Source organism: Stenotrophomonas sp. AB1(2024) (assembly GCF_037482345.1).
In the GTDB taxonomy this organism is placed as follows: Bacteria; Pseudomonadota; Gammaproteobacteria; order Xanthomonadales; family Xanthomonadaceae; genus Stenotrophomonas.
On record NZ_JBBHKO020000001.1, the window covers coordinates 1,079,156 to 1,105,081 of the forward strand.

The following is a 25,926-nucleotide window of genomic DNA, read 5'->3' on the forward strand; positions in this document are numbered from 1 at the left end:
GGGCCGTGGTTTTTTTGTGCCCGGCCCGCCGTCATGCGCCGGTCATGTCCATGTCATGTCGGCTACATCGCCAGCGGCGAGCATGCGTGCAAACCGGAGGCCCGCCATGCGCTATGCCATCGTCACTGAAACGTATCCCCCGGAAGTCAACGGCGTTGCCCTGACCGTGCAGGGTCTGGAACAGGGACTGCGCGCGGCCGGGCATGAGGTGGACCTGGTCCGCCCGCGCCAGGCCGACGACACCGATGCCGGCGGCGCACTGCTGGTGCCGGGCGCCGGGCTGCCCCGCTACCCCGGCCTGCGCTTCGGCCTGCCCGCGCCCAAGCGGCTGGCCCGGCAGTGGCAGCAGCAGCGCCCGGACGCCATCTACATCGCCACCGAAGGCCCGCTGGGCTGGTCGGCGCTGCGTACCGCGCGGCGCCTGGGCATTCCGGTCGCCACCGGCTTCCATACCCGCTTCGACGAATACCTGCCGGACTACGGCGTGGCCTGGTTGCAGGCCGCCGCCCTGCGCTGGATGCGGCGCTTCCACAACCAGGCCGATGCCACCCTGGTGCCCACCCAGGAACTGCAGCAGTTTCTCACCGGCCAGGGCTTCGACCGGGTGCGCCTGCTGGCGCGCGCGGTGGACAGCAGCCAGTTCGAACCACAGCGGCGCGACCCGGCGCTGCGCGAGGAATGGGGTATCGACGGCACCGGCTTTGCAGCCATCTACGTCGGCCGCATTGCAGCGGAAAAGAACCTGGTACTGGCGGTGAAGGCGTTCCGCCGGCTGCAGCAGGTACGCCCCAAGGCCCGCTTCGTGTGGGTCGGCGATGGCCCGGCGCGCGAAAAGCTGGCCCATGAGAACCCGGACTTCATCTTCTGCGGCGTGCAGCGCGGCGATGCGCTGGCCCGCCATTTCGCCAGCGGCGACCTGTTCCTGTTCCCCAGCCGCAGCGAGACCTTCGGCAATGTCACGCTGGAAGCGATGGCCAGTGGCGTGACCACGGTGGCGTTCGATTACGGCGCGGCACGCGAACACCTGCGCACCGATGAAACCGGCGTGGCGGTGGACGATGACAGTGCTTTCGTCGATGCGGCGATGCGCCTGGCCGGCGACGATGCCACGCGCGAACGGCTGGGCCAGAATGCGGCCGTGGCCATGAAGCGCCTGCACCCGCAGCAGGTAGTCGCCGAATTCGACGCCCTGCTTGCAGAACTGGCCACTGCCCGGAGGCCGCATGCGCACCACGCCGCTTGATGCCCTGCGCGGGCGCGAAACCCGCTGGTGCCGGCGCGCCAACCACTACTGCCGGCATCGCCGCGTACGCCGCTCCTTTGCCGTCGTCAGCCGGCTGGGCGACGGCGTGTTCTGGTATGCGCTGATGGGCGCGCTGGTGCTGCTGGATGGCTTCGACGGCCTGCGCGCCTCGCTGCACATGGCCGCCACCGGGTTGATGGCGCTGCTGCTGTACAAGGGTCTGAAGCGCTGGACCCGGCGCCCCCGCCCCTACGCGGCCGACCTGCGCATCCGCGCCTGGGTGGCGCCGCTGGACGAATTCAGTTTCCCCTCCGGGCACACCCTGCATGCGGTGTCGTTCACCATCGTGGCCTTGGCCTACTACCCGTGGCTGGCGCCGGTGCTGGTGCCGTTCACGGCGGCGGTGGGGGTATCGCGGGTGGTGCTGGGGCTGCATTACCCCAGTGATGTGCTGGCGGCCACGGCAATTGCCACCGCGTTGGCCGGGGCGAGCCTGCAATGGTTGCCGTTGCCGGTTTGACGGTGTGTACCGGACGCGGACGATGGCGTTGGTCGCGCGACCTAATACAATGTGGGCATGACCACGCTGTTCATCTCCGATCTGCATCTGGACCCGAGCCGTCCAGCCATCACCGACCTCTTCCTGGCCTTCCTGCGCCGCGAAGCGATGCAGGCCGATGCCCTGTACATCCTGGGCGACCTGTTCGAGGCCTGGATCGGCGATGACACCCCCTCGCCTGCCGCCGATGCGGTGGCCGATGCACTCAAGACAGTCGCCGCCGCCGGCGTGCCGGTGTACTTCATCCGCGGCAACCGCGATTTCCTGGTCGGCGAAGACTACGCACGCCGCGCCGGCTTCCGCATCCTGCCCGACCCGAGCGTGATCGACCTGTACGGCACGCCGGTGCTGCTGCAGCACGGCGACCTGCTGTGCACCGACGATGTGGCCTACCAGCAGTTCCGCGCGCAGACCCGCGACCCGGTGTTCCAGGCCCAGTTCCTGGCCCAGCCGCTGGCCGCGCGCATCGCCTTCGCGCAGAAGGCGCGCGATGCCAGCCAGGCGCGCCAGTCCGAAATGAAGCAGGGCGACCGCGCCACGTTCGAGACCGTCACCGACGTCGCCCCCGATGAGGTGACCGCCACCTTCGTGCGCCACGGCGTGGACACGATGATCCATGGCCATACCCACCGCCCGGCGATCCACAGCCTGCAGGCTGGCGGGCGTACGTGCACGCGCATCGTGCTGGGCGACTGGTACGAACAGGGGTCGGTGCTGCGCGTCACCCCACAGGGCTGGACGCTGGATTCATTGGCGTAAAGGCAGCCACAGCGGTTCGGTTGCATCGCGTCGGTGTCGTTTTCACGCTACCTTGGTGCCGCATCAACAGGGGAACCGACGCCATGGCAGGGCAGTCCACTCCGACCATCATCGTGCCGGTCACGCTGCAGATCGGCCTGTTCTTCGACGGCACCCGCAACAACGCCGACAACCTGCTGCACGCCTCGCGCCCGCCCGGCAGCACCACCCCGGCGCCGCGTCCGCCGGCATCTGCGGTACTGGCCGATGACGCCTCGCCCTACCAGAGCCGCCTGACCAGCAGTTTCAGCAACGGCCTGACCAACATCGCACGGCTGCATGCGCTGTACCCCGACCACCGCCGGACCTCCCCCGCCACGCCCGGCCGGCTGTCGCTGGCGATCTACATCGAAGGTGCCGGCACCCGCACCGGCAAGGACGACGACCTGATGGGGCTGGCCTTCGGCATCGGACCCAGCGGGGTGAACGCCAAGGTCCACCGCGCGCTGGATGTTCGACTGCCCGAGGCACTGCGCGCGCTCGCCCATGGCCTGCCGCCACATACGCTGACCGACGTGCGGCTGGACCTGTTCGGCTTCTCGCGCGGCGCCGCCTCGGCGCGCGATGCGATCAACCGGCTCAACGCCCCCGACGGCCGCCTCTGGCTGCAGGAACAGCTGCGCCGCACCGGCTGGACACTGCCATCCGCCCCTGCGATCGGCCCGGTGCGCTTCGTCGGCCTGTTCGACACCGTGGTCGCGATCGACGCACGCCAGCGCGACGAACTGCCCCACGTCAACCTGCCCGCCGGCTGCGCCGACAAGGTGGTCCAGGTCACAGCGCGCGACGAGCACCGCCACTACTTTGCACTGACCTCCGTCGCGCCCGAACACGAAGAGATCGCGTTGCCCGGCGTGCACGCCAACATCGGCGGCGGCTACGACCAGCGCATCGAAGGGCCAAAACTACTCACCCGCCCGCAGGGCCAGCGCATCCGCACCCACGACGTGCCCGACACCACCACGCCGCCACTGGCCCTGCTGCGCAGCACCCAGGTCTACGCGCGCGCGCAGGACGCCTGCCGGCGATGGCAGGCCGCACTGGGCCTGGGCGAAGACAACGTCTGGGTCGACGTATGGCATCGCTGGCAGCAGATGCGCGTGGCCGGCAGCGACAGCGTGCTGCCGCAGTGGGTGCTGTTCGCGCATGCCGCAGTGGTGCTCAAACGCGAGATCGACTGGCGCTACCAGCTGGTCGCACTGCGGCTCATCCACCAGCGCGCGGCAGCCGCCGGCGTAATGTGGGCACGCACGCCGGATGCGGATCCGGCGATGGCGTTGCCGGATGAGCTGAAGCCCATTGCCGCACGCCTGGTGGCAGGCCAAGCGCTCGATGCAGCGCAGGAACTGCTGTTGCGACAGCGTTACCTGATGCAATCAGCGCATTGGAATTTCGATGCGCTCGGCGACACCGCATTGTTGTATGCGGCCGACGATGCAACGCGCGAATTGCCGTACCGGCCGGGGCCGGGATTGTTTTACATCAACCGGCCTACGGAAGACGGGAAGCGGGTGGTGCTGCGGAACGTTTAACGGGGTTTTGCGTTTCGTGGACGTCGATTGTTTTCATGCGCCACCGAACGTTTCACCGTTATCGGCAGTCGATCGGGATTCGACCCCGCCAAACCAGAGAACCGATGGCCACCGGCTGTTCGCCCGGATGCATGAAGCCGGGCAACGCCCGGCACAACGGCACGGTTATCCCGCCGATTGCGATGCGGGGCCGGTACGACCAGCCTGTTCGATCAGGTCCGCCAACTCGTCCTGCTCGAAGCCAGCCAACAACCGCGCCTCAAGATTGAACGGACCATATAGAAACCCGTTGGCATATTCCTTCAACAGCGCGATGAAACGTGCGCGAGGCTCGACACCGGCACGCTCGCAATACCAGCGATACCAGCGCGTCCCCGCAGCCACATGCGCCACTTCCTCGCGCAGGATGATCTCCAACACATCGGCCGTGGCGTGGTCATTGGCCGAACGCAGCTTGGTGATCATCCCCGGGGTGACATCCAGTCCCCGCGCCTCCAGCACCCGCGGCACCAGCGCCATCCGCGACAGGCCGTCGTGCGCGGTCTTCTCGCACATCTCCCACAGCCCGTTGTGCGCGGCAAAATCGCCGTAGTCGTGGCCGTGCGCCTGCAACCGACCATGCAGCAGCAGGAAGTGCCGCGACTCATCGTCGGCCACCCCCACCCAATCGGCATGGAACGACGCCGGCAGCCCACGGAAGCGGTACACCGCATCCCAGGCCAGGTCGATCGCATTGAGTTCGATATGCGCGATGGCATGGATGAACGCCGCACGCCCTTCGGCGTTGCCCAACCCGCGCCGAGGTACATCACGCGGATGCACCAGCTGCAGCTGCGGCGGCCGCCCCGGCATGCGAATCGATTCCGGCGGCGGCGCATCCGCGCGCACCTTCAACTGCCCCGCGCGGAACTGCGCCGCGTACTGCTGGGTCAGCGCCACCTTGCGTAGCGGGTCCGCCTCGGCCATGCACTGCTGCGCCGCGCGCAACAGGTCACCGGCCGCCTCGTCCGGCGGCAACGTCGCGCTCACCGGCAGGCCTCAGGCGCGGCGCTTGTGCTTGGCATCGTCCGAACGCAGCTGCTGGATGCGCTCGAAATAGCCCGGCTCGATCCCGGTCGGGTAGACGCCGTTGAAGCACGAGGAATCGAAGGACTTCAGCTCCGGGTTGCCTTCGCGCACCGCCGCTTCCATGTCCTCGATGTCCTGGTAGATCAACCAGTCGCAGCCCAGGTGCGCTTCGATTTCTTCCACGCTGCGGTTGTGCGCGACCAGTTCTTCGGCCGCCGGCATGTCGATGCCATAGATGTTGGGGTAACGCACCGGCGGCGCGGCGCTGGCCAGGTACACCTTGCGCGCACCGGCGTCGCGCGCCATCTGCACGATCTGCTGGCTGGTGGTGCCGCGCACGATCGAATCGTCCACCAGCAGCACCACGCGGTTGCGGAACTCCAGGTGGATCGGATTGAGCTTGCGGCGTACCGACTTCACCCGCTCACCCTGCCCCGGCATGATGAAGGTACGACCGATGTAGCGGTTCTTGATGAAGCCTTCGCGGTACTTCACCCCGAGCACGTTGGAGATTTCCAGCGCAGCGTCGCGCGAGGTGTCCGGGATCGGAATGATGGTGTCGATGTCGTGGTCCGGGCGCAGGCGCAGGATCTTCTCGCCCAGCTTGATACCCATGCGCATGCGCGCCTTGTGCACCGACACGTTGTCGATCATCGAATCGGGGCGCGCGAAGTACACGTATTCGAAGATGCACGGGCTGTGTTCGGCCGGCTCGGCGCACACTTCGGAGAACAGCTCGCCGCGCGCGGTGATCACCAGCGCTTCGCCCGGGCGCACATCGCGCACGCGCTGGAAGCCCAGCACGTCCAGCGCCGCGGATTCGGAGGCCACGATGTATTCATCGCCTTCGGCGTGGGCGCGCTTGCCCAGCACCAGCGGGCGGATGCCGTGCGGGTCGCGGAAGGCGACCAGGCCCAGGCCCAGCACCACGCTGATCACCGCATAGCCGCCCTTGCAGCGGCGGTGCACGCCGGCCACGGCGCGGATCGCCGCTTCCGGGGTCAGCTGGCGCTGCGCGTCCAGTTCGAAGGCGAACACGTTCAGCAGCACTTCGCTGTCCGAATCGGTGTTGACGTTGCGGCGGTCCTGTTCGAACACCTGCTGGCGCAGCGCCTCGGTGTTGATCAGGTTGCCGTTGTGGGCCAGCGCGATGCCGTAGGGCGAATTGACGTAGAACGGCTGCGCCTCGTCCATGCCTTCCGAACCGGCGGTCGGGTAGCGCACATGGGCGATACCGACGCGGCCTTCCAGGGTGGACATGGTCTTGGCGTCGAACACATCGCGTACCAGACCGTTGGCCTTCTGCACGCGCAGCCGGGTGCCGTCGGCGGTGGCAATGCCTGCCGCGTCCTGGCCACGATGCTGGAGGACGGTCAGGCCGTCATACAACTGCCCGGCGACGTTCTGGTTGCCGACAATACCGACGATGCCACACATGGTGCGAATCTCCGCTGGGCTGGGCCCATCTACTGTGAAGGTGGCCGTGCCTGGCCGGGGGAACCGTTCCGTGCCGGAGCGGTGTCGTCCGGGCGCACGAGCGCCGGGTCGATGGTCTGGGGGGAGCCTGGCCGTGCCTGGTTGGCCCACACATCGGCGGGGTCCACCGCCTGCTGCGGGGTCTCATCCAGCGGTCGCGGCCATCCGCGCCCACCCAGCAACTGGCCAAGTACGCCATTATCGCCTGTCGCGCCCGGCTTGCCCAACTCCCCGATGGGCAGTTGCGCCATGTTCACCTCCGGCAGCGCCATCGGCATGCCCTGCAGGCCCTTCATGTCCTTCAGGTTGGGCATCTGCGGCAGGTCCGGCATGCGCGGCATCTTGGCCTGCATCCAGCCCACCCCGGGGGCGAGCATCGCGCGCAGGTGCGAGTCGCGCCACGTCGCCTCGCGGGTCAGCGGTGTGTACGAACCCAGCAGCAGCAGCGCACAAGCGATCAGGCCGCCCCGGGCCAGGCCCAGGCCGGCGCCCAGCATGCGGTCGGCGCCGTTCAGGCTGGTCGAACGCACGGCCTGACGGATCACCAGGCCGATTGCCCAGACCGAGACCATCACCAGCAGGAACACGGTGAGGTAGCCGGCGAAATAGTGGCCGGTGCCCGGCGCGGCCGGAGCCGACCACCACGCGGCGGCACTGCGCCCGAACATCAGCGCGGCCCAGCCGCCCAGCAGCCACGAGAAGGTGCTGATGACGATGCTGACGAAACCGCGCATCACCCCGAGCAGGGTCGAGATGCCGATCACCGCCAGCAGCACGAAATCAATCATGTGCGGGCGGCCGCATCAGGGATGCGGCCGGACCATGCCGGCCACGCCGACCTTGGACGCAACCTGGGCCTTGAGGTTCTCCGCCTCGGCACGATTGGCGACCGGGCCGACGCGCACGCGGTTGAGCGTGCCCTTGTCGGTGCGTACCTGCTCCACGAAGGCGCTGAAGCCGGCGGCGCGCACCTTGTCGCGCAGCGCATTGGCTTCGGTGGCCTGGCCGAATGCACCCAGCTGCACGGCAAAACCGACGCTGCTGGCGGCCGGCGCGGTCGGCACTGCCACGGGCTTGGCGGCCGCAGTGGCGGGTTCGGGCTTGGACGCGGCCGGCTTCGGCTCCGGTCTGGGGGCTTCAGGCTTCGGTGCGGGCTTTGCGGCAGCCATGGGTTCGGGCGGCAGCGTTTCGGTCTTGACCGTGGCCGTTGCCGCTGCGGCCGCAGCGCTGGTGGCGCTTGGCGGGGCCGGGGCGGCGGCCACGGCGCTGTCGGCGCGTGCGTCCAGGGTCACCACTTCGGCCTTGACGTCATTACGGACCTTGACCGCTTCCAGGCGTGCCGCTTCGGCTTGGGCGCGATCGGCGTACGGGCCGACGCGCACGCGCCAGGCCTGGCGGCCGTTGATCGTGGCCGGTTCGCTGAAGCCCGGCAGCTGGGCCTTCTTCAGGAACGCGATCACCGCATTGGCATCGGCCTGGCTGCCGTAGGCGCCAAAGCTGACGGCATAGTTGCCGGCGGCAACGGCGGGCGAGGTATCGGCAACAGCCGCTTCGGCTGGAGCGGCCGCGTCCTGCAGTGGCTGGGTGGTGGAGACCCCGCTCTGCAGACCCGTGGCGCCACCGGTAGGGGCGACCAGCGGCAGCTCACGGGTCTGGAACTGGCCGTCAGCCGGCGCGTCGGGCGCGCTGAGCGGCACGTTGGCCACGCCACTGTCGGGGGCAGGACCCTTGACCAGCATGGGCAGGAAAATCACGGCCAACGCCACCAGGACGATGGCACCAATCAGTCGCTGTTTCAGAGGAGTATCCACGGAAGGCAGGCAGGGCGGCGCGGCGGAATGCCACGGCGATTATACGGGCGCACGCGGGTGCGGCGTCGAAGACGGCTGAACGTTGTCGCTTGCTGCCCGCTTCAGCGGGCGTTTTCCAGCCACAGCAAGGCCTGCGCGGCGGTATGGAAGGAACCGACGACCAGCACGCGGTCGCCGGCGCTGGCTGCGGCCAGCGCCTGCTGCAGCGCCGTGCCCACATCGGCATGGGGGGACGCACCGGCTGCAGCGGTGCCGGCCAGGCGCGCCTGCAATGCCGCCGCGGTCTGTGCGCGGGCGCCTTCCAGTCCGGCCAGGTGCCAGGCATCGACGTGGTCGGACAGCGCTTCGACCACGCCAGCGGCATCCTTGTCCTGCAGCGCGGCGAACACGGCCACGGTGCGCCCGGTGATCGGCGCTGCCTTCAATGCAGCGGCCAGCTCGCGCGCAGCCTGTGGGTTGTGGCCGACATCGACCAGCACCTCCACGCCATCACGTTCGAACGCCTGCAATCGGCCGCGGATGTGGGCCCGGGCCACGCCATCGACGATGGCCGTACGCGGCAGCGGCTTGTCCAGCGCGCGCAGTGCAGCAATGGCGGAGGCCGCATTGCGCAGCTGGATCGGCCCGCGCAGCGCCGGCATCGGCAATTCGATACGGAAGCCCACGTCACGCCAGCACCAGTGCTGGCCATCGATGACGTCGGCGAAGAAATCGCTGCCCCCTCGAATCGCGTTGGCGCCCAGCAGGTAGGCGCGCGCCAGCACGCTGGACGGTGGATCGGTCTCGCCCAGGATCACCGGCTTCCAGCCACGGATGATGCCGGCCTTCTCCACGCCGATCGCTTCGCGGTCCTCACCCAGCCAGTCGGCATGGTCGATGTCCACGGTGGTGATCACCGCAACGTCCGCATCGACGATGTTGACCGCATCCAGGCGGCCGCCGAGCCCCACTTCCAGTACGGCCAGGTCGAGCCCGGCCTGCGCGAACAGGTACAGCGCGGCCAGCGTGCCGTACTCGAAATAGGTCAGTGTGGTACTGCCGCGTGCGTCTTCGATGGCATTGAAGGCGGCGACAAGGGCATCGTCGGAAACGTCCTCACCCTCGATACGCACGCGCTCGTTGTACTGCAGCAGGTGCGGCGAGGTATAGGCGCCCACTTTCCAGCCTGCCGCCCGCGCGATCGCCTCGATGAAGGCCACCGTGGAGCCCTTGCCGTTGGTGCCGCCCACCACGATGGTGTGCGGCGCCGGCTGGGCCAGGCCCATGGCGGTGGCTACCGCACGCACGCGCTCCAGCCCCATGTCGATGGTGGCCGGGTGCTGCTGCTCGATGTAGCTGAGCCAGTCGGCAAGTGAGTGCGGGCGGGTACTAGTCATGGCAATAAATCGTGGCAATAGCGGAACAGTGAATTCGAGGTAGCGGCCGACGTGTAGTGCCGACTGTCAGTCGGCAACCTCAGGAAGAATCACAACGCCCGATGCTTCGCTTCACCAAAAAACGGCGTGTGGTGCGCACAGTCGTTCAACCGCACCACTTCCAGGCTGTCCAGGTCGGCGCCTTCGAGCAGGTTGAGCGTGGTCGGGGCCTGGCGGAAGGTCCACAGCCGCGACAACGGCAGGCCCAGGATCCGGCACAGGATCACCCGGTTGACCGCGTCATGGGCGACCACCAGCAGCGTGTCGTGCTCACCCAGGCCTTCAGCGGCGCGGGCCAGGCCGCGCCAGCTGCGGTCCAGCACCAACCGCAGCGATTCGCCGCCGGGCATCAGCACGGTATCGGGCTCGTCGCGCCAGGCCTGCAGGCGCGAGGGGTCTTTTTCGTTGATTTCGCTGGCCAGCAGGCCTTCCCATTCACCGTGGGCGATTTCCTGCAGGTCCGGTTCGGTCAGCAGCATGTCGGCGCGGCCGGCACCGAGGGCCAGCTGCGCGGTGCGCTGCGCGCGCGACAGCGGCGAGGCGACGGCACGGGTGATGTCCACCGACTTCAGGCGTTCACCCAGGGCCTGGGCCTGGGCTTCGCCGATCGGCGACAACGGGATATCGATCTGGCCCTGGTAACGGCCTTCGGCATTCCAGGGGGTTTCGCCGTGACGGGCAAGCAGGATGCGCATGCGAACTAGAGGTCCTTGGGGGAGAGGAGAACAGTCGCAATCGTTCACGTGATGTGAACGATCGTGGGGGAACGGCCATCATACCTTGCCAAACAAAAGGTTCTTCTCCCGTCGGAGTGAAGCGTCTCATTTCGAGGGCCTTGGAAGCTTGGTGCAGGGTCTTCGATCAGGTTCATCGCGAGCGTGTGGGGCCCCGCCGCGGCCGGCAGGCCCCTATGCAAATGTCCCCCGGCGTCGGCCTGCGGCCGCCCCCTCCTCCTTTACTTTGCCAGGGACCTACCGGCCGCGGCGGGGCTCGGCTTGCGGTTGGCAGGGAAAAGCGGACGTCACGGTGCAACGCCGGTGAATCGAGCGCCGGGGCGGCATACCCTTGGAGGCGAAGTAAAGGAGGAGGTGTCGGCCTCCGGCCGACGCCGGGGGACATTCGCTGGAAAGGGTGTGCCGCCCCGGCGCTCGATTCACCGGCAGCCGCGTTTGATCCAGCGCGCAAAAAACCCCGCGGCATTGCCGCGGGGTTTTTTAACCGGTTAACGACCAACGGTATGCCCACCTTGGGTGGGCCCCCTTCGGGCCGTCGGCTAGCGACGTTAGGAACGGCTACGCCGTCCCTTGCATTACCTACCCGTGAGGTTCAGCTCTTTGAGCAGCTGCGGGGCCGGCGCCACTTCCTGCATGATCCACTGCATGTAGCGGCTGTCTACCGCGATCATGCGGGTCATGACCGGGTCGAACACCCAGTTGGAGCTGACCGATTCCCAGTTGCCGTCGAAGGCCAGACCGACCAGCTTGCCGTGCGCATCCAGCACCGGCGAACCGGAGTTGCCGCCGGTGATGTCCAGGTTGGAGAGGAAGTTCACCGGCACCGAGCCCACGCGCTTGTCTTCCAGACCGCCGTAGCGCTTGGCCTTGACCGCATCCAGCAGGGCCTTGGGCGAATCGAACGGGTCTTCGTCGGTTTCCTTGGCCGCCACGCCTTCCAGCGTGGTGAACGGGGTGTAGTTCACCCCGTCCTTGCCATAGCCCATGACGTTGCCGAAGGTGATGCGCAGCGACAGGTTGGCGTCCGGGTAGACGACTTCGCCCTTGCTCTTCTTGTAGTCGGCCACGGCCTGCAGGTAGGCCGGGCGGGCCAGCAGCGATTCGCCTTCGCGGGTCTTCTTCTGCTCTTCCTGCTGCAGCAAGGCCGGCATGGTCGCCACGGCGTACTGGATGACCGGATCGGCACTGGCCTCGAAGGCCGCACGGTCGGCCTTGAACCAGGTCAGGCGCTCGTCCAGGCTGCCCAGCTTCGTCCCTGACAGCTTATTGACCAGGCCGTCCACGGCGGCGGCATCACTGCCGGCCAGCCACTGGTTCAGCACCTCATTGGTGCGCTGGGCCGGCGGCAGGGCCACGTACTGGTTCAACCAGTACTGCTGGAACTGCTGGTCCATCTTCGCCACGTAGCGTCGATCCATCTGGCGCAGGTTGCCTTCGATGGTCGGCAGGTCGCGGTCCTGGTAGCCCGCCTCACGCTCGGCATCGGGCTTGGCGCGCTCGATCGACAGTCGATACAAGGCCAGCGCGGCGCCCACGGCGGCGGTGTTGTTGAACTGGCCGACGAACAGGTCACGTTCGCGGGTTGCCTTGCTGGTGTCCAGGTGCTGGGTCAACTGCGCGTGCGCGGCCAGCGCCGGCTTGCCGGCCGCGCCCTGCTTCTTCAGCCAGGCCAGCACGGCCGCTTCTTCGGCCTGCTTCTGGCCGGCCGCGTCGATGCGCTTGAAGCCTTCCAGCTGGCCGGCGTAGTTCTTGGTCACGTTGTTCATGCTGGCGGCGGTGGCGGCGTACTTCACCTTCACGTCCGCATCGGCCTTGCCGGCCTTGTCGATCAGCGCCAGCACCGCGTTGTAGTGGCGGGCGGTGGTCGGATAGGTCCAGCCGGCGGTTTCGTTGAATTCACCGGCCAGCGCGTAGCGGTTGGTGCGGCCCGGGTAGCCGGCCACCATCACGAAGTCGTCGGCGCCCAGCGGCTGGTCGGCGAACGTCAGGAAATGCTTCGGCTGGTAGGGCACGTTGTCGGCCGAGAAGGCAGCCGGCGTGCCGTCCTTGCCCACGTAGGCGCGGTAGAAGGAGAAATCGCCGGTGTGGCGCGGCCACATCCAGTTGTCGACGTCGCCGCCGAACTTGCCGACGCTGCCCGGGGGTGCGTAGACCAGGCGCACGTCCTTGATTTCCATGTTGCGGAACAGGCGGTAGGTGTTGCCGCCGGAGAAGCTGTACAGGCGGCAGCGGAAGCCGGCGTCGGCCTCGCACGCGGCGGTCTGCGCCTTGTCGAAGGCTTCCAGCGCGCGGGCGCGGGCCAGCGGGTCCTGGCCGGCGGCGGCGATGGCGGCCTTGGCCTGGTCGGTGACGTCGGTGATCTGGTCGAGCACGAACACGCGCGCGTTCGGGCCGGCGCTCAGCTCATCCTTCAGGGTCGGCGCATTGAAGCCGTCCTTGATCAGGTTCTTCTCGGCGGTGGAATTGAGCTGGATCGCACCGTAGGCGCAATGGTGGTTGGTCACCACCAGGCCCTGCGGCGAGACGAAGCTGGCGGTGCAGCCCCCCAGCGCCACCACCGCGCCCATCGGGTCGCCGGTCAAGTCCGAGATCTGTTCGGGGGACAGCTTCAGGCCGGCCTGCTTGAGTGGCCCGGCGATCTCCGGCAGCTGTTGCGGCACCCACATGCCTTCAGCGGCATGGGCGGCCTGGACCAGCCCAAGGCTGGCGACGACGGAGAAAGCAAGCAGGTTCGAGCGCATGAGCGGCCCCAGAAGAAAGAACCGCCGAGTGTACCGGCAACCTGACGCCCTTCCCGCCCCCGGAGGTCATGGGGCCGGCCAACGGCCGGCGCTACCGGCAGGTACGGCGCCGCAACATGGAAAACTCCCCGCGGGCCCTATAATTCCGCTTTCCCCCAGACGAGTTCCACCCCGATGGCGCAGCAAACAATGAAGGCCCTGGTCAAGCGTGAAGCCGCCAAGGGCATCTGGCTCGAAGAAGTGCCGGTGCCGGTGCCGGGTCCGAACGAGGTCCTGATCAAGCTGGAGAAGACCGCCATCTGCGGTACCGACCTGCACATCTACCTGTGGGACGAGTGGAGCCAGCGCACGATCAAGCCGGGCCTGACCATCGGCCATGAGTTCGTCGGCCGCATCGCCGGGATCGGCCCGGGCGTGACCGGCTACGAAATCGGCCAGCGCGTGTCGGCCGAAGGCCACATCGTCTGCGGCCACTGCCGCAACTGCCGCGGCGGCCGTCCGCACCTGTGCCCGAACACCGTGGGCATCGGCGTGAACGTCAACGGCGCCTTCGCCGAGTACATGGTGATGCCGGCCAGCAACCTGTGGCCGATCCCCGACCAGATCCCGTCCGAGCTGGCCGCCTTCTTCGACCCCTACGGCAATGCCGCGCACTGCGCGCTGGAATTCGACGTGATCGGCGAAGACGTGCTGATCACCGGCGCGGGCCCGATCGGCATCATCGCCGCCGGCATCTGCAAGCACATCGGTGCGCGCAACGTGGTGGTGACCGACGTCAACGACTTCCGCCTGAAGCTGGCCGCCGACATGGGTGCCACCCGCGTGGTCAACGTCGCCAACACCTCGCTCAAGGACGTGATGAAGGAACTGCACATGGAGGGCTTCGACGTGGGCCTGGAAATGAGCGGCAACCCGCGTGCGTTCAACGACATGCTCGACTGCATGTACCACGGCGGCAAGATCGCCATGCTCGGCATCATGCCCAGGGGCGCCGGCTGCGACTGGGACAAGATCATCTTCAAGGGTTTGACCGTGCAGGGCATCTACGGCCGCAAGATGTACGAGACCTGGTACAAGATGACCCAGCTGGTGCTGTCCGGCTTCCCGCTCGGCAAGGTGATGACCCACCAGCTGCCGATCGACGAGTTCCAGAAGGGCTTCGACCTGATGGAACAGGGCAAGGCCGGCAAGGTGGTCCTCAGCTGGAATTGAGCGTCACCGGGATGCGGTCGCGCCGGCCGTTGGCCGACCCTCCGCAGGCAAGAAAAAGGCACCCGATGGGTGCCTTTTTCGTTGGGTCGTGCATGGGCCGGCCAACGGCCGGCGCTACCCATCAATAGCCCACGGCTTATTGGCCTACGGCCACGGTGAAAACGACGCGGTTGTCGGCCAGCTTGCCGGAATTGTCGCGGCCGTTGCCGTCGGTGCCGTAGTAGCCCAGGCCCAGCGTGAACAGGCCCCAGGTGCGGTTCACGCCGATGTTCCAGTCGGTGTAGTCCTTGGCGACCTCATCCTTGAACGTGTTGCGGCCGACGTTGGCGGTCAGCACGAAGTCCTGCGGAAGCGCCCATTCGGTGCCGGCGGCGAAGTACCAGCCATCGGTGTCGGTGTTCCAGACATCGTTGGTGTAGGCCACGGTCACGTTGTAGTGCTCGGCGAAGCTGGTCTTGGTGATCAGCTCGGTATAGGCAAGCTCGCTCGAACCGGGGTAGCTGTAGTGGTTGAGCATCACGTCGAAGTTGACGTTCCCGGTGACATCCACGCCGTAGCCGATGAAGTAATCGACTTCGGCATCCGGGCCGCCATCGCCGAAGTCCACGCCCGAACCCCAGACACCGGCGTACAGGCCCACCGGCGAGGTGTAGGTGAAGCCGGCCTGCACGGTCGGGTCTTCATCGGTCTGCGAGACGCCACGGAACACGTAGTCGGACACGCCGGTGACGTTCCAGCTGAACGGCGATTCGGCCTCGTCCTGGGCACTGGCGGCAAACGAGGCAAGCAAGGCGGCGCAGAGCACAGCAGCGGCGGTACAGCGCGTGGCGTGTTTCATGCGGGGTCTCTCCGGGACGTGGGGGGCGGATGCAGCGCGGGTTTACAGTTTTTTAACCTGATTGATATTGCGATGCAACAATCCCGTGCGCAAGCACTTCCGCACCGGCCGCTGACGGCCGGCGGCCGCAGTCGCCCTGTGGCAGGCGGCGGCCTGTAAAATCCCGGTTTTCCCGTGCCGATGACCGCCTGCCATGACCGACGCCCCGACCGCCCCGCTCACCCAGCACTTTGTTGAGGAACTGGAGGCCATCCGCGCCCAGGGCCTGTTCAAATCCGAGCGCGTCATCACCAGCCCGCAGTCGGCCGAGATCACCCTGGACGACGGCCGCACGGTGCTGAACTTCTGCGCCAACAACTACCTGGGCCTGGCCGACCACCCGGACCTGATCCAGGCGGCCAAGGATGCGCTGGACAGCCACGGCTTCGGCATGGCCTCGGTGCGCTTCATCTGCGGCACCCAGGACCTGCACAAGCAGCTGGAGCAGCAGATCGCCGGCTTCTTCGGCAAGCAGGACACCATCCTGTACGCGGCCTGCTTCGACGCCAACGGCGGCCTGTTCGAGCCGCTGCTGGGCGAGAACGACGCGATCATCTCCGACGCACTCAACCACGCCTCGATCATCGACGGCGTGCGCCTGTGCAAGGCCAAGCGCTTCCGCTACGCCAACTGCGACATGGCCGACCTGGAAGCCCAGCTGCAGGCGGCCGATGCCGCCGGCTGCCGTACCAAGCTGATCACCACCGACGGCGTGTTCTCGATGGACGGCTTCATCGCCCCACTGGATGAAATCACCGCGCTGGCGAAGAAGTACAACGCGCTGGTCCACATCGACGAATGCCACGCCACCGGCTTCCTGGGCGCCACCGGCCGCGGCTCGGCCGAAGTCAAAGGCGTGCTGGAGAAGATCGACATCATCACCGGCACCCTGGGCAAAGCGATGGGCGGTGCGCTGGGCGGCTTCACCACCGCCAGCGCCGAAGTGATCGAGCTGTTGCGCCAGCGCTCACGCCCGTACCTGTTCTCCAACTCGCTGCCGCCGCACGTGGTCGCTGCGGGCATCAAGGCCTTCGACATGCTGGCCGCCGCCGACGACCTGCGCACCACCCTGGCCGAGAACACCGCCTACTTCCGCCAGAAAATGACCGCCGCCGGCTTCGACGTGAAGCCGGGTGTGCACCCGATCAGTCCGGTGATGCTGTACGACGCGCCGCTGGCGCAGAAGTTCGCCGAACGCCTGCTCGAGGAAGGCATCTACGCGATCGGCTTCTTCTTCCCCGTGGTACCCAAGGGCCAGGCGCGCATCCGCACCCAGATCAGCGCCGCGCACACCCGCCAGCACCTGGACCGCGCCATTGATGCGTTCACCCGCATTGGCCTGGAGCTCGGCGTCATCAAAGCGTAGAGCGGGGCTCTGCCCCGCTGACGTTCACGATGCAACATCCGGAATGACGCGCACCGCGCGTCATTTCTTTTTCTTTTTGCCCTTGCCGTCGTCCTTGCTCGCCACCACGACCGGCTTGGCCGCCGGGGCCGCATTCGGGTTGCCCTTGGCCACGCGGATGCCGTTGGCCTTCATCCACGCATCGAACTCGTCGGCGCTCATGCGCTTGTCGCCATTGCTCATGTGGAAGCGGAAGGCGCCCCGGCCGTCGCGCTCGGACGGCCGGATCTCCACGATCTTGTCGGTCACCGGCGGGGTGGCCTTGGCCACCTCTTTGTGGCCGCCACAGGCGCTCAGCAGCGCTGCCGGTAGCAGCAGCCAGGCGCTGCGCAGCAGGGAACGGGTGAAGGGGTGGGCGTGCATGGCATTAACTCCCGGTAGTGGACGCAATCGCGTTGGCAGGCCATCCATTGCCCGGTGTCGTGTCCGCCTGGCGGCAGGCGGTGATCTCATGTCCCGGCCACGGCATCGTCGGCCGTGGCGGTCAGCAGTTCCAGTTCGTGCGGCTCCAGTTCGCGCCAGGCGCCCTTGGCCAGCGTGCCCAGCGGCAGCCGGCCAATGCCCACGCGCACCAGGCGCAGCACATTGATGTCGAAGGCGGCCAGCAGCCGGCGGATATGGCGGTTGCGCCCTTCTTCGAGCACCACCTCCAGCCAGGCCGTCTTGTCGCCGCTGCGCAGCAGCCGCGCCTGGCGCGCGCGCAGGAATTCACCGGCGTCATCCACTCCCGTGCACAGCGCGGCCAGCTGCGCGGCATCGGGGATGGCATCGATCTGCACGTGATAGGTCTTGTCCGGTCCGGTAGCGGGGTCGGTCAGCTGCGCGGCCCACTGCGGGTCGTTGCTGAACAACAGCAGGCCTTCGCTGGCCTTGTCCAGCCGCCCGACCGGCGCCAGCCAGGGCAGCCCCGCTCCGTCGAAGCAGCGATACACGGTGTCGCGGCCGCGCTCGTCCTGCGCGGTGGTGACCAGGCCGCGCGGCTTGTTGAGCACGATGTGCAGCCGCCGCGGTGCGTCCAGCGGCTGGCCATCGACGCGGACCACGTGGCGGCCGTCGATGATCGGAAATTCGGGGTTGTTGATGGTGCGGCCATCGACCGTCACCCGGCCCTCGCCGATCCAGCGCGCCGCTTCGGTACGCGAGCACAGCCCGGCCTTGGACAGCACCCGCGCCAGCCCGTGGCGCGGTGCGTCGGTGGATCTGGGGGCGGATCTGGCGGGAGCGGACGCACGCCGCAGGTCGCGGCGCGGTCGGGTCGTTGGCGCGGCGGGGGGGCGACGGGACGTCATTGGGCGCCGCGCACGTGTCTTACTTCTTGCCGCCCGGCTTGGTTTCAGCCGGTGCGTCGGCGGCAGGTACTGCTGCCGGTGCGACAGCGGCGGCCGGCACCGGACGCGCCTTGACCACGCGCACGCCGCGCGCCTTCATCCAGGCATCGAATTCTTCGGCAGTCATGCGCTTGCCGTTCTGGCTCATGTCGAAGCGCCACGGCGTGTTGTCGAACTCGGTCTGCGGCTTGTACGCGGCCGGATCGTTCGGCTTGATCGCCGGGGCGCCGGGCATCGCCTTGGCGATGTTCTGGCAGCCGTCGATGCGCAGGCGCTGCAGCACGCGGTCCAACGACTGCTGCTGGTCGAAATTGGAGGTCAGCACGCCAGCAGGCATGCCCAGCTGCACGTTGCGGATGTACAGCTCGGACGCCACCGGGGAGATCGCGGTGGCCGGCAGCGGCAGCGGCTTGACGCTGGTGGCCGTTGCCGAGCAATCCACGGCTGCGTAGGCGGTGGGAACCAGGGCCAGGCCAAGTGCGGCGGCCAGTGCAATACGCAGCATGGGATGCTTCCAGAAGAGGGTCGACGCGCCGAGTTTAACAGCGCCACAACGGCTTTCAATATCCCACATTCAATGAATACGCCAACGTATTGGAATTGCTGCCGATTTCATGCATTCCGCACAAAAAAACAGGGCCCGGCAATGCCGGGCCCTGTCCTGAGGCTGTACTACCAGAAGGCTTAGTTCTGGACGTTCAGCTCGGTACGACGGTTCTTCGCACGACCTTCCGGGTTGTCCGAACCATCCGGGTTGGTGTTCGGCGCAATCGGGCGGCTCTCGCCGTAACCGATCGGGCCCACCAGACGAGCGGCGTCAACGCCGTTCTGGGTCAGGTAGTTGTACACCGCGGTAGCACGGCGCTCGGACAGCTTCTGGTTGTACTCTTCGGTACCCTTGGAGTCGGTGTGACCAGCGACTTCGACCTTCAGGTCCGGGTAACGGGTCAGGATCTGGGCAGCTTCACCCAGGATCGCCACGGCGTCCGGACGCAGGTTCGACTTGTCGAAGTCGAAGTTCACGCCCTTCAGGTCGATGGAGACCGGAACCGGGCAACCGTCCGGACCGATGGTCTGACCCGGCTGCGAATCCGGGCACTTGTCGTCGCAGTTGTTGACGCCGTCACCGTCGTCATCCAGGTCTGCGCAGCTCGGGGCAGCCGGCGGCGGAGCCGCGACGGCGGCAACCGGAGCCGGTCCCAGCGGGATCACGACGCCGACCGAGGCCAGCACGTCGCCGAACCAGCTTTCGTCACGGGCAGCAACGCTCTTGTCGTCGAAGTCACCGCGGTAGGCCACTTCGGCACGGACTGCAACGCGCTTTTCGAAGGTGGTCTGCAGGCCGACGCCGAGCTTGGCGGCGAAGTTGCCGTCCTTGCGCTCACCCGGGCTGTTCGGCGACGGGAAGTTGTCGAACTCTTCTTCCGACTTCTGGTAGCCCAGACCCATCAGCAGGTACGGGTTCCAGCCACGGCCTTCGGAGATGAAGTGGCGGCGCAGGTCGATCGACGCGCCGTACTGGCTCCAGTTCAGGTCCTGGTTGTCGTCGAAGTTCGGGTTCTGGTAGTTCAGCTCACCGTCCAGCGACCAGTTGGGGCTGATGAACTTACCGAGACCCAGGGTAACGAACGGAGCGTCGTTGGTCAGACGGTCGCTATCCTGGAAGTTGAAGCCGGTCGAACCGGTCAGGTACCAGCGGTCATCAAAATCCTGCGCCGAGGCTGCCTGGGCGAAAGCCAGGCCGCCCAGCAGCGCGGCAGTGAGGATCTTCTTGTTCATTGAGTACAGCTCCTATTTCGGGGGTATGAAACCGGTAGAGGCATGGGCCAGCACTACTGCGTCATTTTCAGACTGCCGATTCAGCACGCCACCGCCGCGAACATTATGCTCAGGAGAGTGAAGGTGATGTTAACGGTCACGTAACATGTGAAGACGACCACCAGACCTCCACCGGGTCCAGCTGGACGCACCCTATACAGGTTGGTGAACTTCTGCAAGGCCCAACAATGGCAAGGGTTTTCGGCACTCTCCCAGAGTTTTCAGGGGTTCGCCACAGTATTTGATGCAGTATTTGATGCCGTTTGCCGCATGGCGTTATTCAGCCCAGAAACAGGTTCAAAAGCGACCTTATGATGAAGGTGTTCACCTCCACAGGAGCCGCCATGAAAGCCGTAGGCCTCACTCACTACCTGCCCATCGACGACCCCGGTTCACTGCGTGACATCGAGCTTCCTGAACCTGGTGCCCCTCAGGGAAGGGACCTGTTGGTGCGCGTCCATGCTGTTTCCGTCAATCCGGTCGATACCAAACAGCGTGCGCCGCGCGCCGGTGAAGTATCGCCACCGCGCATCCTTGGCTATGACGCTTCCGGCACAGTTAAAGCCGTGGGCGCGCAGGTTACGGCGTTCGCACCGGGCGACGAGGTGTATTACGCCGGCGACGTGACGCGATCGGGCAGCAACGCGCAATGGCAGTGGGTGGATGAGCGCGTGGTGGGGCGCAAGCCGACCACGCTGGATTTCGCCGAAGCTGCGGCACTGCCGTTGACGGTGCTGACCGCGTGGGAACTGTTGTTTGAACGCATGCCGCTACATTTCGACGATCGCCGCCACAGCGGCCAGACGCTGCTGGTCATCGGCGGCGCAGGTGGCGTGGGCTCCATCGCGATCCAGCTGGCGCGGCACGCGGGCTTCACCGTGGTGGCCACGGCCTCACGTGAAGATTCGGCCGAATGGTGCCGCCGGATGGGCGCCGATCACGTGGTGGACCATCGCCAACCGCTGCCGGCGCAACTGCAGGCGCTGGGCATCGCGCAGGTCGAGGTGGCGCTGAATCTGGCCGACACCGACCATTATTGGGACGTGCTGGGCGACCTGCTGGCACCGCAGGGGCATGTGGGCCTGATCGTGGAACCGCGTGGGCCGTTGCGCATCGGCGATCCGTACAAAGCCAAATGCATCGGCATCCATTGGGAGTTCATGTTCGCGCGGTCGCGCTTCCAGACCGCCGACATGGTCGAACAACACCGCATTCTGAGCCGGGTGGCCAGCCTGATCGACGCCGGTGAGCTGCGCAGCACCGCGCGCACCTCGCTGGGCAGCATCAATGCCGCCAACCTGCGTGAAGCGCATCGCCTGCTCGAAGGCGGCGGGGTCACCGGCAAGCTGGTGTTGTCCGGCTGGGAGTGAACGCCAGGGCGCATGGCATGCCGTGCGCGCGCGCATTCGTGCGCATCTGTATCTGTCGGCGCGCCAGCGCGCGGCCTACAGTCAAACGCCCTGCCCGATGACACCGCCATGCCCACCTCGCTGCCCCTGCGCCTGCTGCAATTGCTGATCGGCCTGTTCCTTTACGGCATGGGCGCTGCGGTAATGATCCGCGCCGCGATCGGCGTGGCGCCGTGGGATGTGCTCTCCCAGGGCATCGCGCTGCAGACCCCGCTGTCGTTCGGCGCGGCCACCAATGTGATCGGCGCGCTGGTGCTGCTGTTGTGGTGGCCGATCCGGCAGAAACCGGGCCTGGGCACGGTATTGAACGTACTGCTGATCGGCCCGAGCGCACAATTCGGCCTGTGGCTGCTGCCGGAGGTGCACGGGCTGGTGTGGCAGATCCCGATGTTCGTGCTGGGGCTGTTTCTTGTGGCGGTCGCCACCGGCCTCTACATCGGCGCCCGTTTCGGGCCGGGCCCGCGCGACGGCCTGATGACTGGCCTCCACGCCCGCACCGGCTGGCCGATCTGGCTGGTGCGCAGCCTGATCGAAGGCACCGTGCTGGTCATCGGCTGGCAGCTGGGCGGCAACGTCGGCCTGGGCACCCTCGCCTTCGCCCTGCTGATCGGCCCCCTGTGCGGCTATACCCTCCCCCTGTTCGTGGACACGCCAGCGCATGCGCGCTGACGCCCCACGCTTTGCTGCGCAAAGCATGGGGCCCGTCTTACCCCCCTTCCCATACCTCCGCGCCTTCGGCGCCGCCCCCTGACTCAGGGGGCTCTCCTCCCCCCTTGCTCTTCAGGGGCATTCGCGGCACCCTGCGGACCTTCCGTACGCAAGCGTATCTTCATGTCGCCAGCCGCCGAATTCCCCGCCTACCCCCATCTGTTCGCCCCGCTCGACCTGGGCTTCACCACCCTGCGCAACCGCATCCTGATGGGATCCATGCATACCGGTCTGGAAGACCGCGCGCGCGACTTCCCGCGGCTGGCAGCGTACTTCGCCGAGCGCGCGGCCGGCGGGGTCGGGCTGATCGTCACCGGCGGCTACGCGCCCAACGTGGTGGGTTGGCTCAAGCCCTTCGGCGGCAAGCTGTCCTGGCCCTGGGAGGTTGGCCCGCACCGCCAGCTGACCGGCGCGGTGCATGCGCACGACGGCAAGATCGCCCTGCAGTTGCTGCACGCCGGCCGCTACGCCTACCACCCCCTGTCGGTGGCGCCCTCGAAGAAGAAGGCGCCAATCAACCCGTTCACCCCGCGTGCGCTGTCGGCGCGTGGCGTGGAGCGGCACATCGCCGATTACGCGCGTAGCGCGCAGCTGGCCCGCGAAGCCGGCTACGATGGCGTGGAAGTGATGGGCTCGGAAGGCTATCTCATCAACGAATTCATCGCGCCGCGCACCAACCTGCGCAGCGACCACTGGGGCGGCGACGCCACCCGGCGCATGCAGTTCGCGGTGGAAATCGTACGCCGCATCCGCGAGGCGTGCGGACCGGATTTCATCATCATCTACCGGCTGTCGCTGGTCGATCTGGTCGAAGACGGCAGCAACTGGGACGAGATCGTGCAGCAGGCCAAGGCGATCGAAGCGGCCGGTGCCACCCTGATCAATTCCGGCATCGGTTGGCATGAAGCGCGCGTACCCACCATCGCCACCTCGGTGCCGCGCGCGGCGTTCGCCGGGGTCACCGCCAAGCTCAAACCGCACGTGCAGGTTCCGGTCATCGCCACCAACCGGATCAACATGCCTGATGTGGCCGAACACATCCTGGCGGGTGGCGGCGCGGACATGGTGTCGCTGGCACGCCCACTGCTGGCCGACCCGGAATGGGCCAACAAGGCGCGCGCCGGCCGCGCGCAGGCGATCAACACCTGCATCGCCTGCAACCAGGCCTGCCTGGACCACGTGTTCGAGAACAAGACCGCCAGCTGCCTGGTCAACCCGCGCGCGGTGCATGAAACCGAGTTGGTCTATCGTCCCACCACGGCGCCGAAAAAAGTCGCCGTGGTCGGTGCCGGTCCGGCCGGGTTGGCGTGTGCCACGGTGGCCGCCGAACGCGGCCATGCGGTCACCCTGTTCGATGCCGGCAGCGAGATCGGTGGCCAGTTCAACGTGGCCAAGCGCATTCCCGGCAAGGAAGAATTCCACGAAACGCTGCGCTACTTCCGCCACATGCTGGAGGAGACCGGCGTCACCGTGAAGCTCGACACGGTGGCCGATGTCGCCAGCCTGGCCGGATTCGATGCGGTGGTGGTTGCCACCGGCATCACCCCGCGCCAGGTCGACTTCCCCGGCGCCGACCACCCCAAGGTGGTCAGCTATCTCGACGTACTGCTGGGCAAGGTGAAGGTCGGCGCGGAAGCGGCGATCATCGGCGCCGGCGGCATCGGTTTCGACGTGGGCGAATTCCTGGTGCATGAAGGCCCATCGCCTGCACTGGACCCGGTGCGCTGGATGCTCGAATGGGGCGTGGATCCTCATTTCGAAGCGCGCGGCGCACTCGCGCGGCCGCAGCCCGAACCGCCCGCGCGCAAGGTCTGGCTGCTGCAGCGCAGCCCAGGCAAACCGGGTGCCCGGCTGGGCAAGACCACCGGCTGGATCCACCGCGCCACGCTCAAGGCCAAGGGCGTGAAGATGCTCGGCGGCGTGGAATACCTGGGCGTGGACGACGATGGCCTGCACATCCGCATCGGTGGCCAGGAGCAGACCCTGCCGGTAAACCACGTGGTGGTGTGCGCCGGCCAGGAGCCGCGCCGGGACCTGCATGCGGCGCTGTTGGCTGCGGGCGTGGACGCCCACCTGATCGGCGGCGCCGATGTGGCTGCCGAGCTGGATGCCAAGCGCGCGATCAACCAGGGCAGCCGCCTCGCGGCTGCCCTGTAATCGGAATGCCGGCCAACGGCCGGCGCTACCGATGGCGAACGCCTCCCGGACCGCGTAAGCGCCAACACACCCGGTAGCGCCGGCCGTTGGCCGGCCCAAGCGGTCCCACCGAAGGGACCTGAATACGGTTTCCGACCCTCCTTCCGAAGCTGAATGTCAAGCTCTCCGATTCAGGATGCGTTGCGAAATCCCCCCCTATCGTGCGCCAACTTTCCCGCTCACCACCCAGTTCGAGTGAGCGCGCGGCCCCCACGTCTTTCGGGTGCCGCTCCCGGGCGGCCCCGATGGCCGCCTCCCCATGACGCCAAGCAGTGCCTTCACGCCCCCGTCCCCACAATCGGACGGAGCAGTCAGGTGCGGCCCATACGGAGCAAGGAGATTTATGAAACTGGCCTGGATACTCTGGCTGTCGCAGTTGTTGCCCCAGCCGGCCGCCGATTCGTTGTGCCTGAGCACGACCGTCTACCTCGAAGCGCGTGACCAGACCCTGCGCGGCCAGCAAGCCGTTGCGGAAGTGGCGCTGCGCCGCCTGGACAGCGGCCTGTGGGGCGACTCGATGTGCAAGGTGGTCACCGCGCGCAAGCAGTTCGCGCCGACCATCGTGGCGCCGGGCACCCAGCTGGGCAACACCGGTGCCTGGGAAGAAGCCATGACCGTGGCCTTCGATGCCGAGCGCAACTGGGCGCTGCCGGAAGGCGAACGCAAGGAGATCGTGCCCGGCGCCAGCCACTTCGCCGCGCTGGCCATTGCCAGCCCGAGCTGGCGCAATGCCTACCAGGTAGCCACCATCGGCGACCACACGTTCTATCGCGTGCAGAAACTCAAGCCACGCGCGTCGTAACGATCTGTTACGGCCATACCGTTGAGGATTCGGGGCCGGCTCTGGAATAGTGGGCCGCTTACCTTTCCTGCACCCCGACGGAGTTCCTCATGAAGCTGTACAGCAAGCCCGGTGCCTGCTCCACCGCCGACCACATCGCCCTGCAGTGGACCGGCCAGCCATTCGAGGTGGAGCTGCTCGACAAGAACACCCTGAAGGCCCCGGCCTATCTTGCGATCAATCCGGCCGGCTCGGTGCCCACCATCGTTGATGGCAGCTTCGTGCTGACCCAGAACGCGGCCATCATGGGCTACATCGCCGACAGCTACCCGCAGGCCGGCCTGGGCGGCGACGGCAGCGCGCAGCAACGCGCCGAAGCCAACCGCTGGCTGGCCTTCGTCAACTCCGACGTGCACCCGGCGTTCTCGCCGCTGTTCGCACCGGGCAAGTTCATCGCCGACGAAACCCAGTACGACGCGATCCGCGATGCCGCCCGCAAGCGCCTGCGTGGCCTGTTCGAAACAGCCAACCGCCAGCTCGCCGACAAGCCCTGGCTGGCCGGTTTCCGCAGCTACGCCGATGCGTACTTCTACATCACCCTGCGTTGGGCCACCGGCGCCAAGGTCGACCTGACCGGCCTGGACAACCTGGCCGCGTTCAAGACCCGCATGGAAGCCGACACCGGCGTGCAGGCGGCACTAACGGCCGAAGGCCTGAATTGAGAATGGCGTAGCGCCGGGCTCTGCCCGGCCTGACGTAGCGCCACGCCCTGCGTGGCTGCTCTTCGTCCAGCACCGCGAAGCCACGCAGGGCGT

23 protein-coding genes are annotated in these 25,926 nt (G+C 67.1%); 11 read left to right on the plus strand and 12 right to left on the minus strand.

Annotated elements, in window-relative coordinates; all coding sequences use genetic code 11:
- The first annotated feature begins 106 nt into the window (after positions 1–106).
- The 4 genes from WIX41_RS05120 (at position 107) to WIX41_RS05135 (ending at position 4,132) form a co-directional block, all read left to right on the plus strand.
- Positions 107–1,243 (plus strand): glycosyltransferase family 4 protein, encoded by a 1,137-nt coding sequence (locus WIX41_RS05120; RefSeq protein WP_339446058.1) that lies wholly within the window; start codon positions 107–109, stop codon positions 1,241–1,243.
- On the plus strand, positions 1,224–1,763 hold the full coding sequence (locus WIX41_RS05125; protein WP_339446059.1) for a phosphatase PAP2 family protein: 540 nt from the start codon (positions 1,224–1,226) through the stop codon (positions 1,761–1,763). Before WIX41_RS05120 ends, WIX41_RS05125 begins: the two co-directional genes overlap by 20 nt.
- A 57-nt stretch (positions 1,764–1,820) precedes the next feature.
- Positions 1,821–2,561, plus strand: a complete 741-nt coding sequence (gene lpxH, locus WIX41_RS05130) for a UDP-2,3-diacylglucosamine diphosphatase (RefSeq protein ID WP_339446060.1) — start codon at positions 1,821–1,823, stop codon at positions 2,559–2,561.
- A gap of 83 nt (positions 2,562–2,644) precedes the next feature.
- Positions 2,645–4,132, plus strand: a complete 1,488-nt coding sequence (locus WIX41_RS05135) for a phospholipase effector Tle1 domain-containing protein (RefSeq protein ID WP_339446061.1) — start codon at positions 2,645–2,647, stop codon at positions 4,130–4,132.
- A gap of 165 nt (positions 4,133–4,297) precedes the next feature.
- Here WIX41_RS05135 and WIX41_RS05140 read toward each other — a convergent pair whose 3' ends face one another.
- From WIX41_RS05140 to WIX41_RS05170, 7 genes are all read right to left on the minus strand, one after another.
- Positions 4,298–5,098, minus strand: coding sequence for a ferritin-like domain-containing protein (locus WIX41_RS05140; RefSeq protein ID WP_409187455.1), 801 nt, complete (start codon positions 5,096–5,098; stop codon positions 4,298–4,300).
- A 72-nt stretch (positions 5,099–5,170) separates the two neighbouring features.
- The gene (gene purF / locus WIX41_RS05145) at positions 5,171–6,637 is read right to left on the minus strand and encodes an amidophosphoribosyltransferase (protein ID WP_339446063.1); all 1,467 of its coding nucleotides are present in this window, start codon (positions 6,635–6,637) and stop codon (positions 5,171–5,173) included.
- A 29-nt stretch (positions 6,638–6,666) separates the two neighbouring features.
- Complete coding sequence (locus WIX41_RS05150) at positions 6,667–7,464, minus strand: CvpA family protein (RefSeq protein WP_339446064.1); 798 nt, start codon at positions 7,462–7,464, stop codon at positions 6,667–6,669.
- Between the two features lie 15 nt (positions 7,465–7,479).
- Positions 7,480–8,487, minus strand: a complete 1,008-nt coding sequence (locus tag WIX41_RS05155; protein ID WP_339446065.1) for an SPOR domain-containing protein — start codon at positions 8,485–8,487, stop codon at positions 7,480–7,482.
- Between the two features lie 101 nt (positions 8,488–8,588).
- Positions 8,589–9,863: a bifunctional tetrahydrofolate synthase/dihydrofolate synthase gene (gene folC / locus WIX41_RS05160; RefSeq protein ID WP_339446066.1), complete on the minus strand. Its 1,275-nt coding sequence runs from the start codon at positions 9,861–9,863 to the stop codon at positions 8,589–8,591.
- Between the two features lie 89 nt (positions 9,864–9,952).
- On the minus strand, positions 9,953–10,597 hold the full coding sequence (locus tag WIX41_RS05165; protein WP_339446067.1) for a histidine phosphatase family protein: 645 nt from the start codon (positions 10,595–10,597) through the stop codon (positions 9,953–9,955).
- Between the two features lie 614 nt (positions 10,598–11,211).
- The gene (locus tag WIX41_RS05170) at positions 11,212–13,377 is read right to left on the minus strand and encodes a S46 family peptidase (RefSeq protein ID WP_339446068.1); all 2,166 of its coding nucleotides are present in this window, start codon (positions 13,375–13,377) and stop codon (positions 11,212–11,214) included.
- Positions 13,378–13,566: 189 nt separating this feature from the next.
- On the opposite strand from WIX41_RS05170, the gene tdh reads away from it, so the two are divergent.
- Positions 13,567–14,589, plus strand: a complete 1,023-nt coding sequence (gene tdh, locus WIX41_RS05175; protein WP_214900403.1) for an L-threonine 3-dehydrogenase — start codon at positions 13,567–13,569, stop codon at positions 14,587–14,589.
- Positions 14,590–14,725: 136 nt separating this feature from the next.
- On the opposite strand, the gene WIX41_RS05180 is transcribed toward tdh, so the two are convergent.
- Positions 14,726–15,427, minus strand: coding sequence for a TorF family putative porin (locus tag WIX41_RS05180; protein ID WP_339446069.1), 702 nt, complete (start codon positions 15,425–15,427; stop codon positions 14,726–14,728).
- Positions 15,428–15,620: 193 nt separating this feature from the next.
- Here WIX41_RS05180 and kbl point away from each other — a divergent pair, with 193 nt between their 5' ends.
- A complete protein-coding gene (gene kbl, locus WIX41_RS05185) occupies positions 15,621–16,832 on the plus strand; it encodes a glycine C-acetyltransferase (RefSeq protein ID WP_339446070.1) in 1,212 nt (403 codons plus the stop codon).
- Between the two features lie 60 nt (positions 16,833–16,892).
- On the opposite strand, the gene WIX41_RS05190 is transcribed toward kbl, so the two are convergent.
- From WIX41_RS05190 to WIX41_RS05205, 4 genes are all read right to left on the minus strand, one after another.
- On the minus strand, positions 16,893–17,234 hold the full coding sequence (locus WIX41_RS05190) for a hypothetical protein (RefSeq protein ID WP_339446071.1): 342 nt from the start codon (positions 17,232–17,234) through the stop codon (positions 16,893–16,895).
- 86 nt (positions 17,235–17,320) lie between these two features.
- Positions 17,321–18,160 (minus strand): pseudouridine synthase, encoded by an 840-nt coding sequence (locus WIX41_RS05195; RefSeq protein WP_409187325.1) that lies wholly within the window; start codon positions 18,158–18,160, stop codon positions 17,321–17,323.
- Positions 18,161–18,179: 19 nt separating this feature from the next.
- The gene (locus tag WIX41_RS05200; RefSeq protein ID WP_339446073.1) at positions 18,180–18,704 is read right to left on the minus strand and encodes a hypothetical protein; all 525 of its coding nucleotides are present in this window, start codon (positions 18,702–18,704) and stop codon (positions 18,180–18,182) included.
- A 179-nt stretch (positions 18,705–18,883) separates the two neighbouring features.
- Entirely contained in the window at positions 18,884–19,978 is a 1,095-nt protein-coding gene (locus tag WIX41_RS05205) for an OmpA family protein (RefSeq protein WP_339446074.1), read from the minus strand.
- 383 nt (positions 19,979–20,361) lie between these two features.
- Between WIX41_RS05205 and WIX41_RS05210 the strand changes: the two genes are divergently transcribed.
- The 5 genes from WIX41_RS05210 to WIX41_RS05230 all read left to right on the plus strand — a co-directional run bounded on the left by WIX41_RS05210 (position 20,362) and on the right by WIX41_RS05230 (position 25,833).
- Complete coding sequence (locus WIX41_RS05210) at positions 20,362–21,387, plus strand: zinc-binding alcohol dehydrogenase family protein (protein ID WP_339446075.1); 1,026 nt, start codon at positions 20,362–20,364, stop codon at positions 21,385–21,387.
- A gap of 108 nt (positions 21,388–21,495) precedes the next feature.
- A complete protein-coding gene (locus WIX41_RS05215; protein ID WP_339446076.1) occupies positions 21,496–22,095 on the plus strand; it encodes a YczE/YyaS/YitT family protein in 600 nt (199 codons plus the stop codon).
- 162 nt (positions 22,096–22,257) lie between these two features.
- Entirely contained in the window at positions 22,258–24,291 is a 2,034-nt protein-coding gene (locus WIX41_RS05220) for an NADPH-dependent 2,4-dienoyl-CoA reductase (protein WP_339446077.1), read from the plus strand.
- 382 nt (positions 24,292–24,673) lie between these two features.
- Positions 24,674–25,132: a cell wall hydrolase gene (locus tag WIX41_RS05225; RefSeq protein ID WP_339446078.1), complete on the plus strand. Its 459-nt coding sequence runs from the start codon at positions 24,674–24,676 to the stop codon at positions 25,130–25,132.
- Between the two features lie 89 nt (positions 25,133–25,221).
- Entirely contained in the window at positions 25,222–25,833 is a 612-nt protein-coding gene (locus WIX41_RS05230; RefSeq protein ID WP_339446079.1) for a glutathione S-transferase N-terminal domain-containing protein, read from the plus strand.
- Positions 25,834–25,926 lie beyond the last annotated feature (93 nt).

Excerpts from the sequence above, each read along its gene's own strand:
- WIX41_RS05120 (WP_339446058.1), top strand. The coding sequence starts at position 107 with ATGCGCTATGCCATCGTCACTGAAACGTATCCCCCGGAAGTCAACGGC.
- WIX41_RS05125 (WP_339446059.1), top strand. The coding sequence starts at position 1,224 with ATGCGCACCACGCCGCTTGATGCCCTGCGCGGGCGCGAAACCCGCTGG.
- lpxH (WP_339446060.1), top strand. The coding sequence starts at position 1,821 with ATGACCACGCTGTTCATCTCCGATCTGCATCTGGACCCGAGCCGTCCA.
- WIX41_RS05135 (WP_339446061.1), top strand. The coding sequence starts at position 2,645 with ATGGCAGGGCAGTCCACTCCGACCATCATCGTGCCGGTCACGCTGCAG.
- WIX41_RS05140 (WP_409187455.1), bottom strand. The coding sequence starts at position 5,098 with ATGGCCGAGGCGGACCCGCTACGCAAGGTGGCGCTGACCCAGCAGTAC.
- purF (WP_339446063.1), bottom strand. The coding sequence starts at position 6,637 with ATGTGTGGCATCGTCGGTATTGTCGGCAACCAGAACGTCGCCGGGCAG.
- WIX41_RS05150 (WP_339446064.1), bottom strand. The coding sequence starts at position 7,464 with ATGATTGATTTCGTGCTGCTGGCGGTGATCGGCATCTCGACCCTGCTC.
- folC (WP_339446066.1), bottom strand. The coding sequence starts at position 9,863 with ATGACTAGTACCCGCCCGCACTCACTTGCCGACTGGCTCAGCTACATC.
- WIX41_RS05165 (WP_339446067.1), bottom strand. The coding sequence starts at position 10,597 with ATGCGCATCCTGCTTGCCCGTCACGGCGAAACCCCCTGGAATGCCGAA.
- WIX41_RS05170 (WP_339446068.1), bottom strand. The coding sequence starts at position 13,377 with ATGCGCTCGAACCTGCTTGCTTTCTCCGTCGTCGCCAGCCTTGGGCTG.
- tdh (WP_214900403.1), top strand. The coding sequence starts at position 13,567 with ATGAAGGCCCTGGTCAAGCGTGAAGCCGCCAAGGGCATCTGGCTCGAA.
- WIX41_RS05180 (WP_339446069.1), bottom strand. The coding sequence starts at position 15,427 with ATGAAACACGCCACGCGCTGTACCGCCGCTGCTGTGCTCTGCGCCGCC.
- kbl (WP_339446070.1), top strand. The coding sequence starts at position 15,621 with ATGACCGACGCCCCGACCGCCCCGCTCACCCAGCACTTTGTTGAGGAA.
- WIX41_RS05190 (WP_339446071.1), bottom strand. The coding sequence starts at position 17,234 with ATGCACGCCCACCCCTTCACCCGTTCCCTGCTGCGCAGCGCCTGGCTG.
- WIX41_RS05195 (WP_409187325.1), bottom strand. The coding sequence starts at position 18,160 with ATGACGTCCCGTCGCCCCCCCGCCGCGCCAACGACCCGACCGCGCCGC.
- WIX41_RS05200 (WP_339446073.1), bottom strand. The coding sequence starts at position 18,704 with ATGCTGCGTATTGCACTGGCCGCCGCACTTGGCCTGGCCCTGGTTCCC.
- WIX41_RS05205 (WP_339446074.1), bottom strand. The coding sequence starts at position 19,978 with ATGAACAAGAAGATCCTCACTGCCGCGCTGCTGGGCGGCCTGGCTTTC.
- WIX41_RS05210 (WP_339446075.1), top strand. The coding sequence starts at position 20,362 with ATGAAAGCCGTAGGCCTCACTCACTACCTGCCCATCGACGACCCCGGT.
- WIX41_RS05215 (WP_339446076.1), top strand. The coding sequence starts at position 21,496 with ATGCCCACCTCGCTGCCCCTGCGCCTGCTGCAATTGCTGATCGGCCTG.
- WIX41_RS05220 (WP_339446077.1), top strand. The coding sequence starts at position 22,258 with ATGTCGCCAGCCGCCGAATTCCCCGCCTACCCCCATCTGTTCGCCCCG.
- WIX41_RS05225 (WP_339446078.1), top strand. The coding sequence starts at position 24,674 with ATGAAACTGGCCTGGATACTCTGGCTGTCGCAGTTGTTGCCCCAGCCG.
- WIX41_RS05230 (WP_339446079.1), top strand. The coding sequence starts at position 25,222 with ATGAAGCTGTACAGCAAGCCCGGTGCCTGCTCCACCGCCGACCACATC.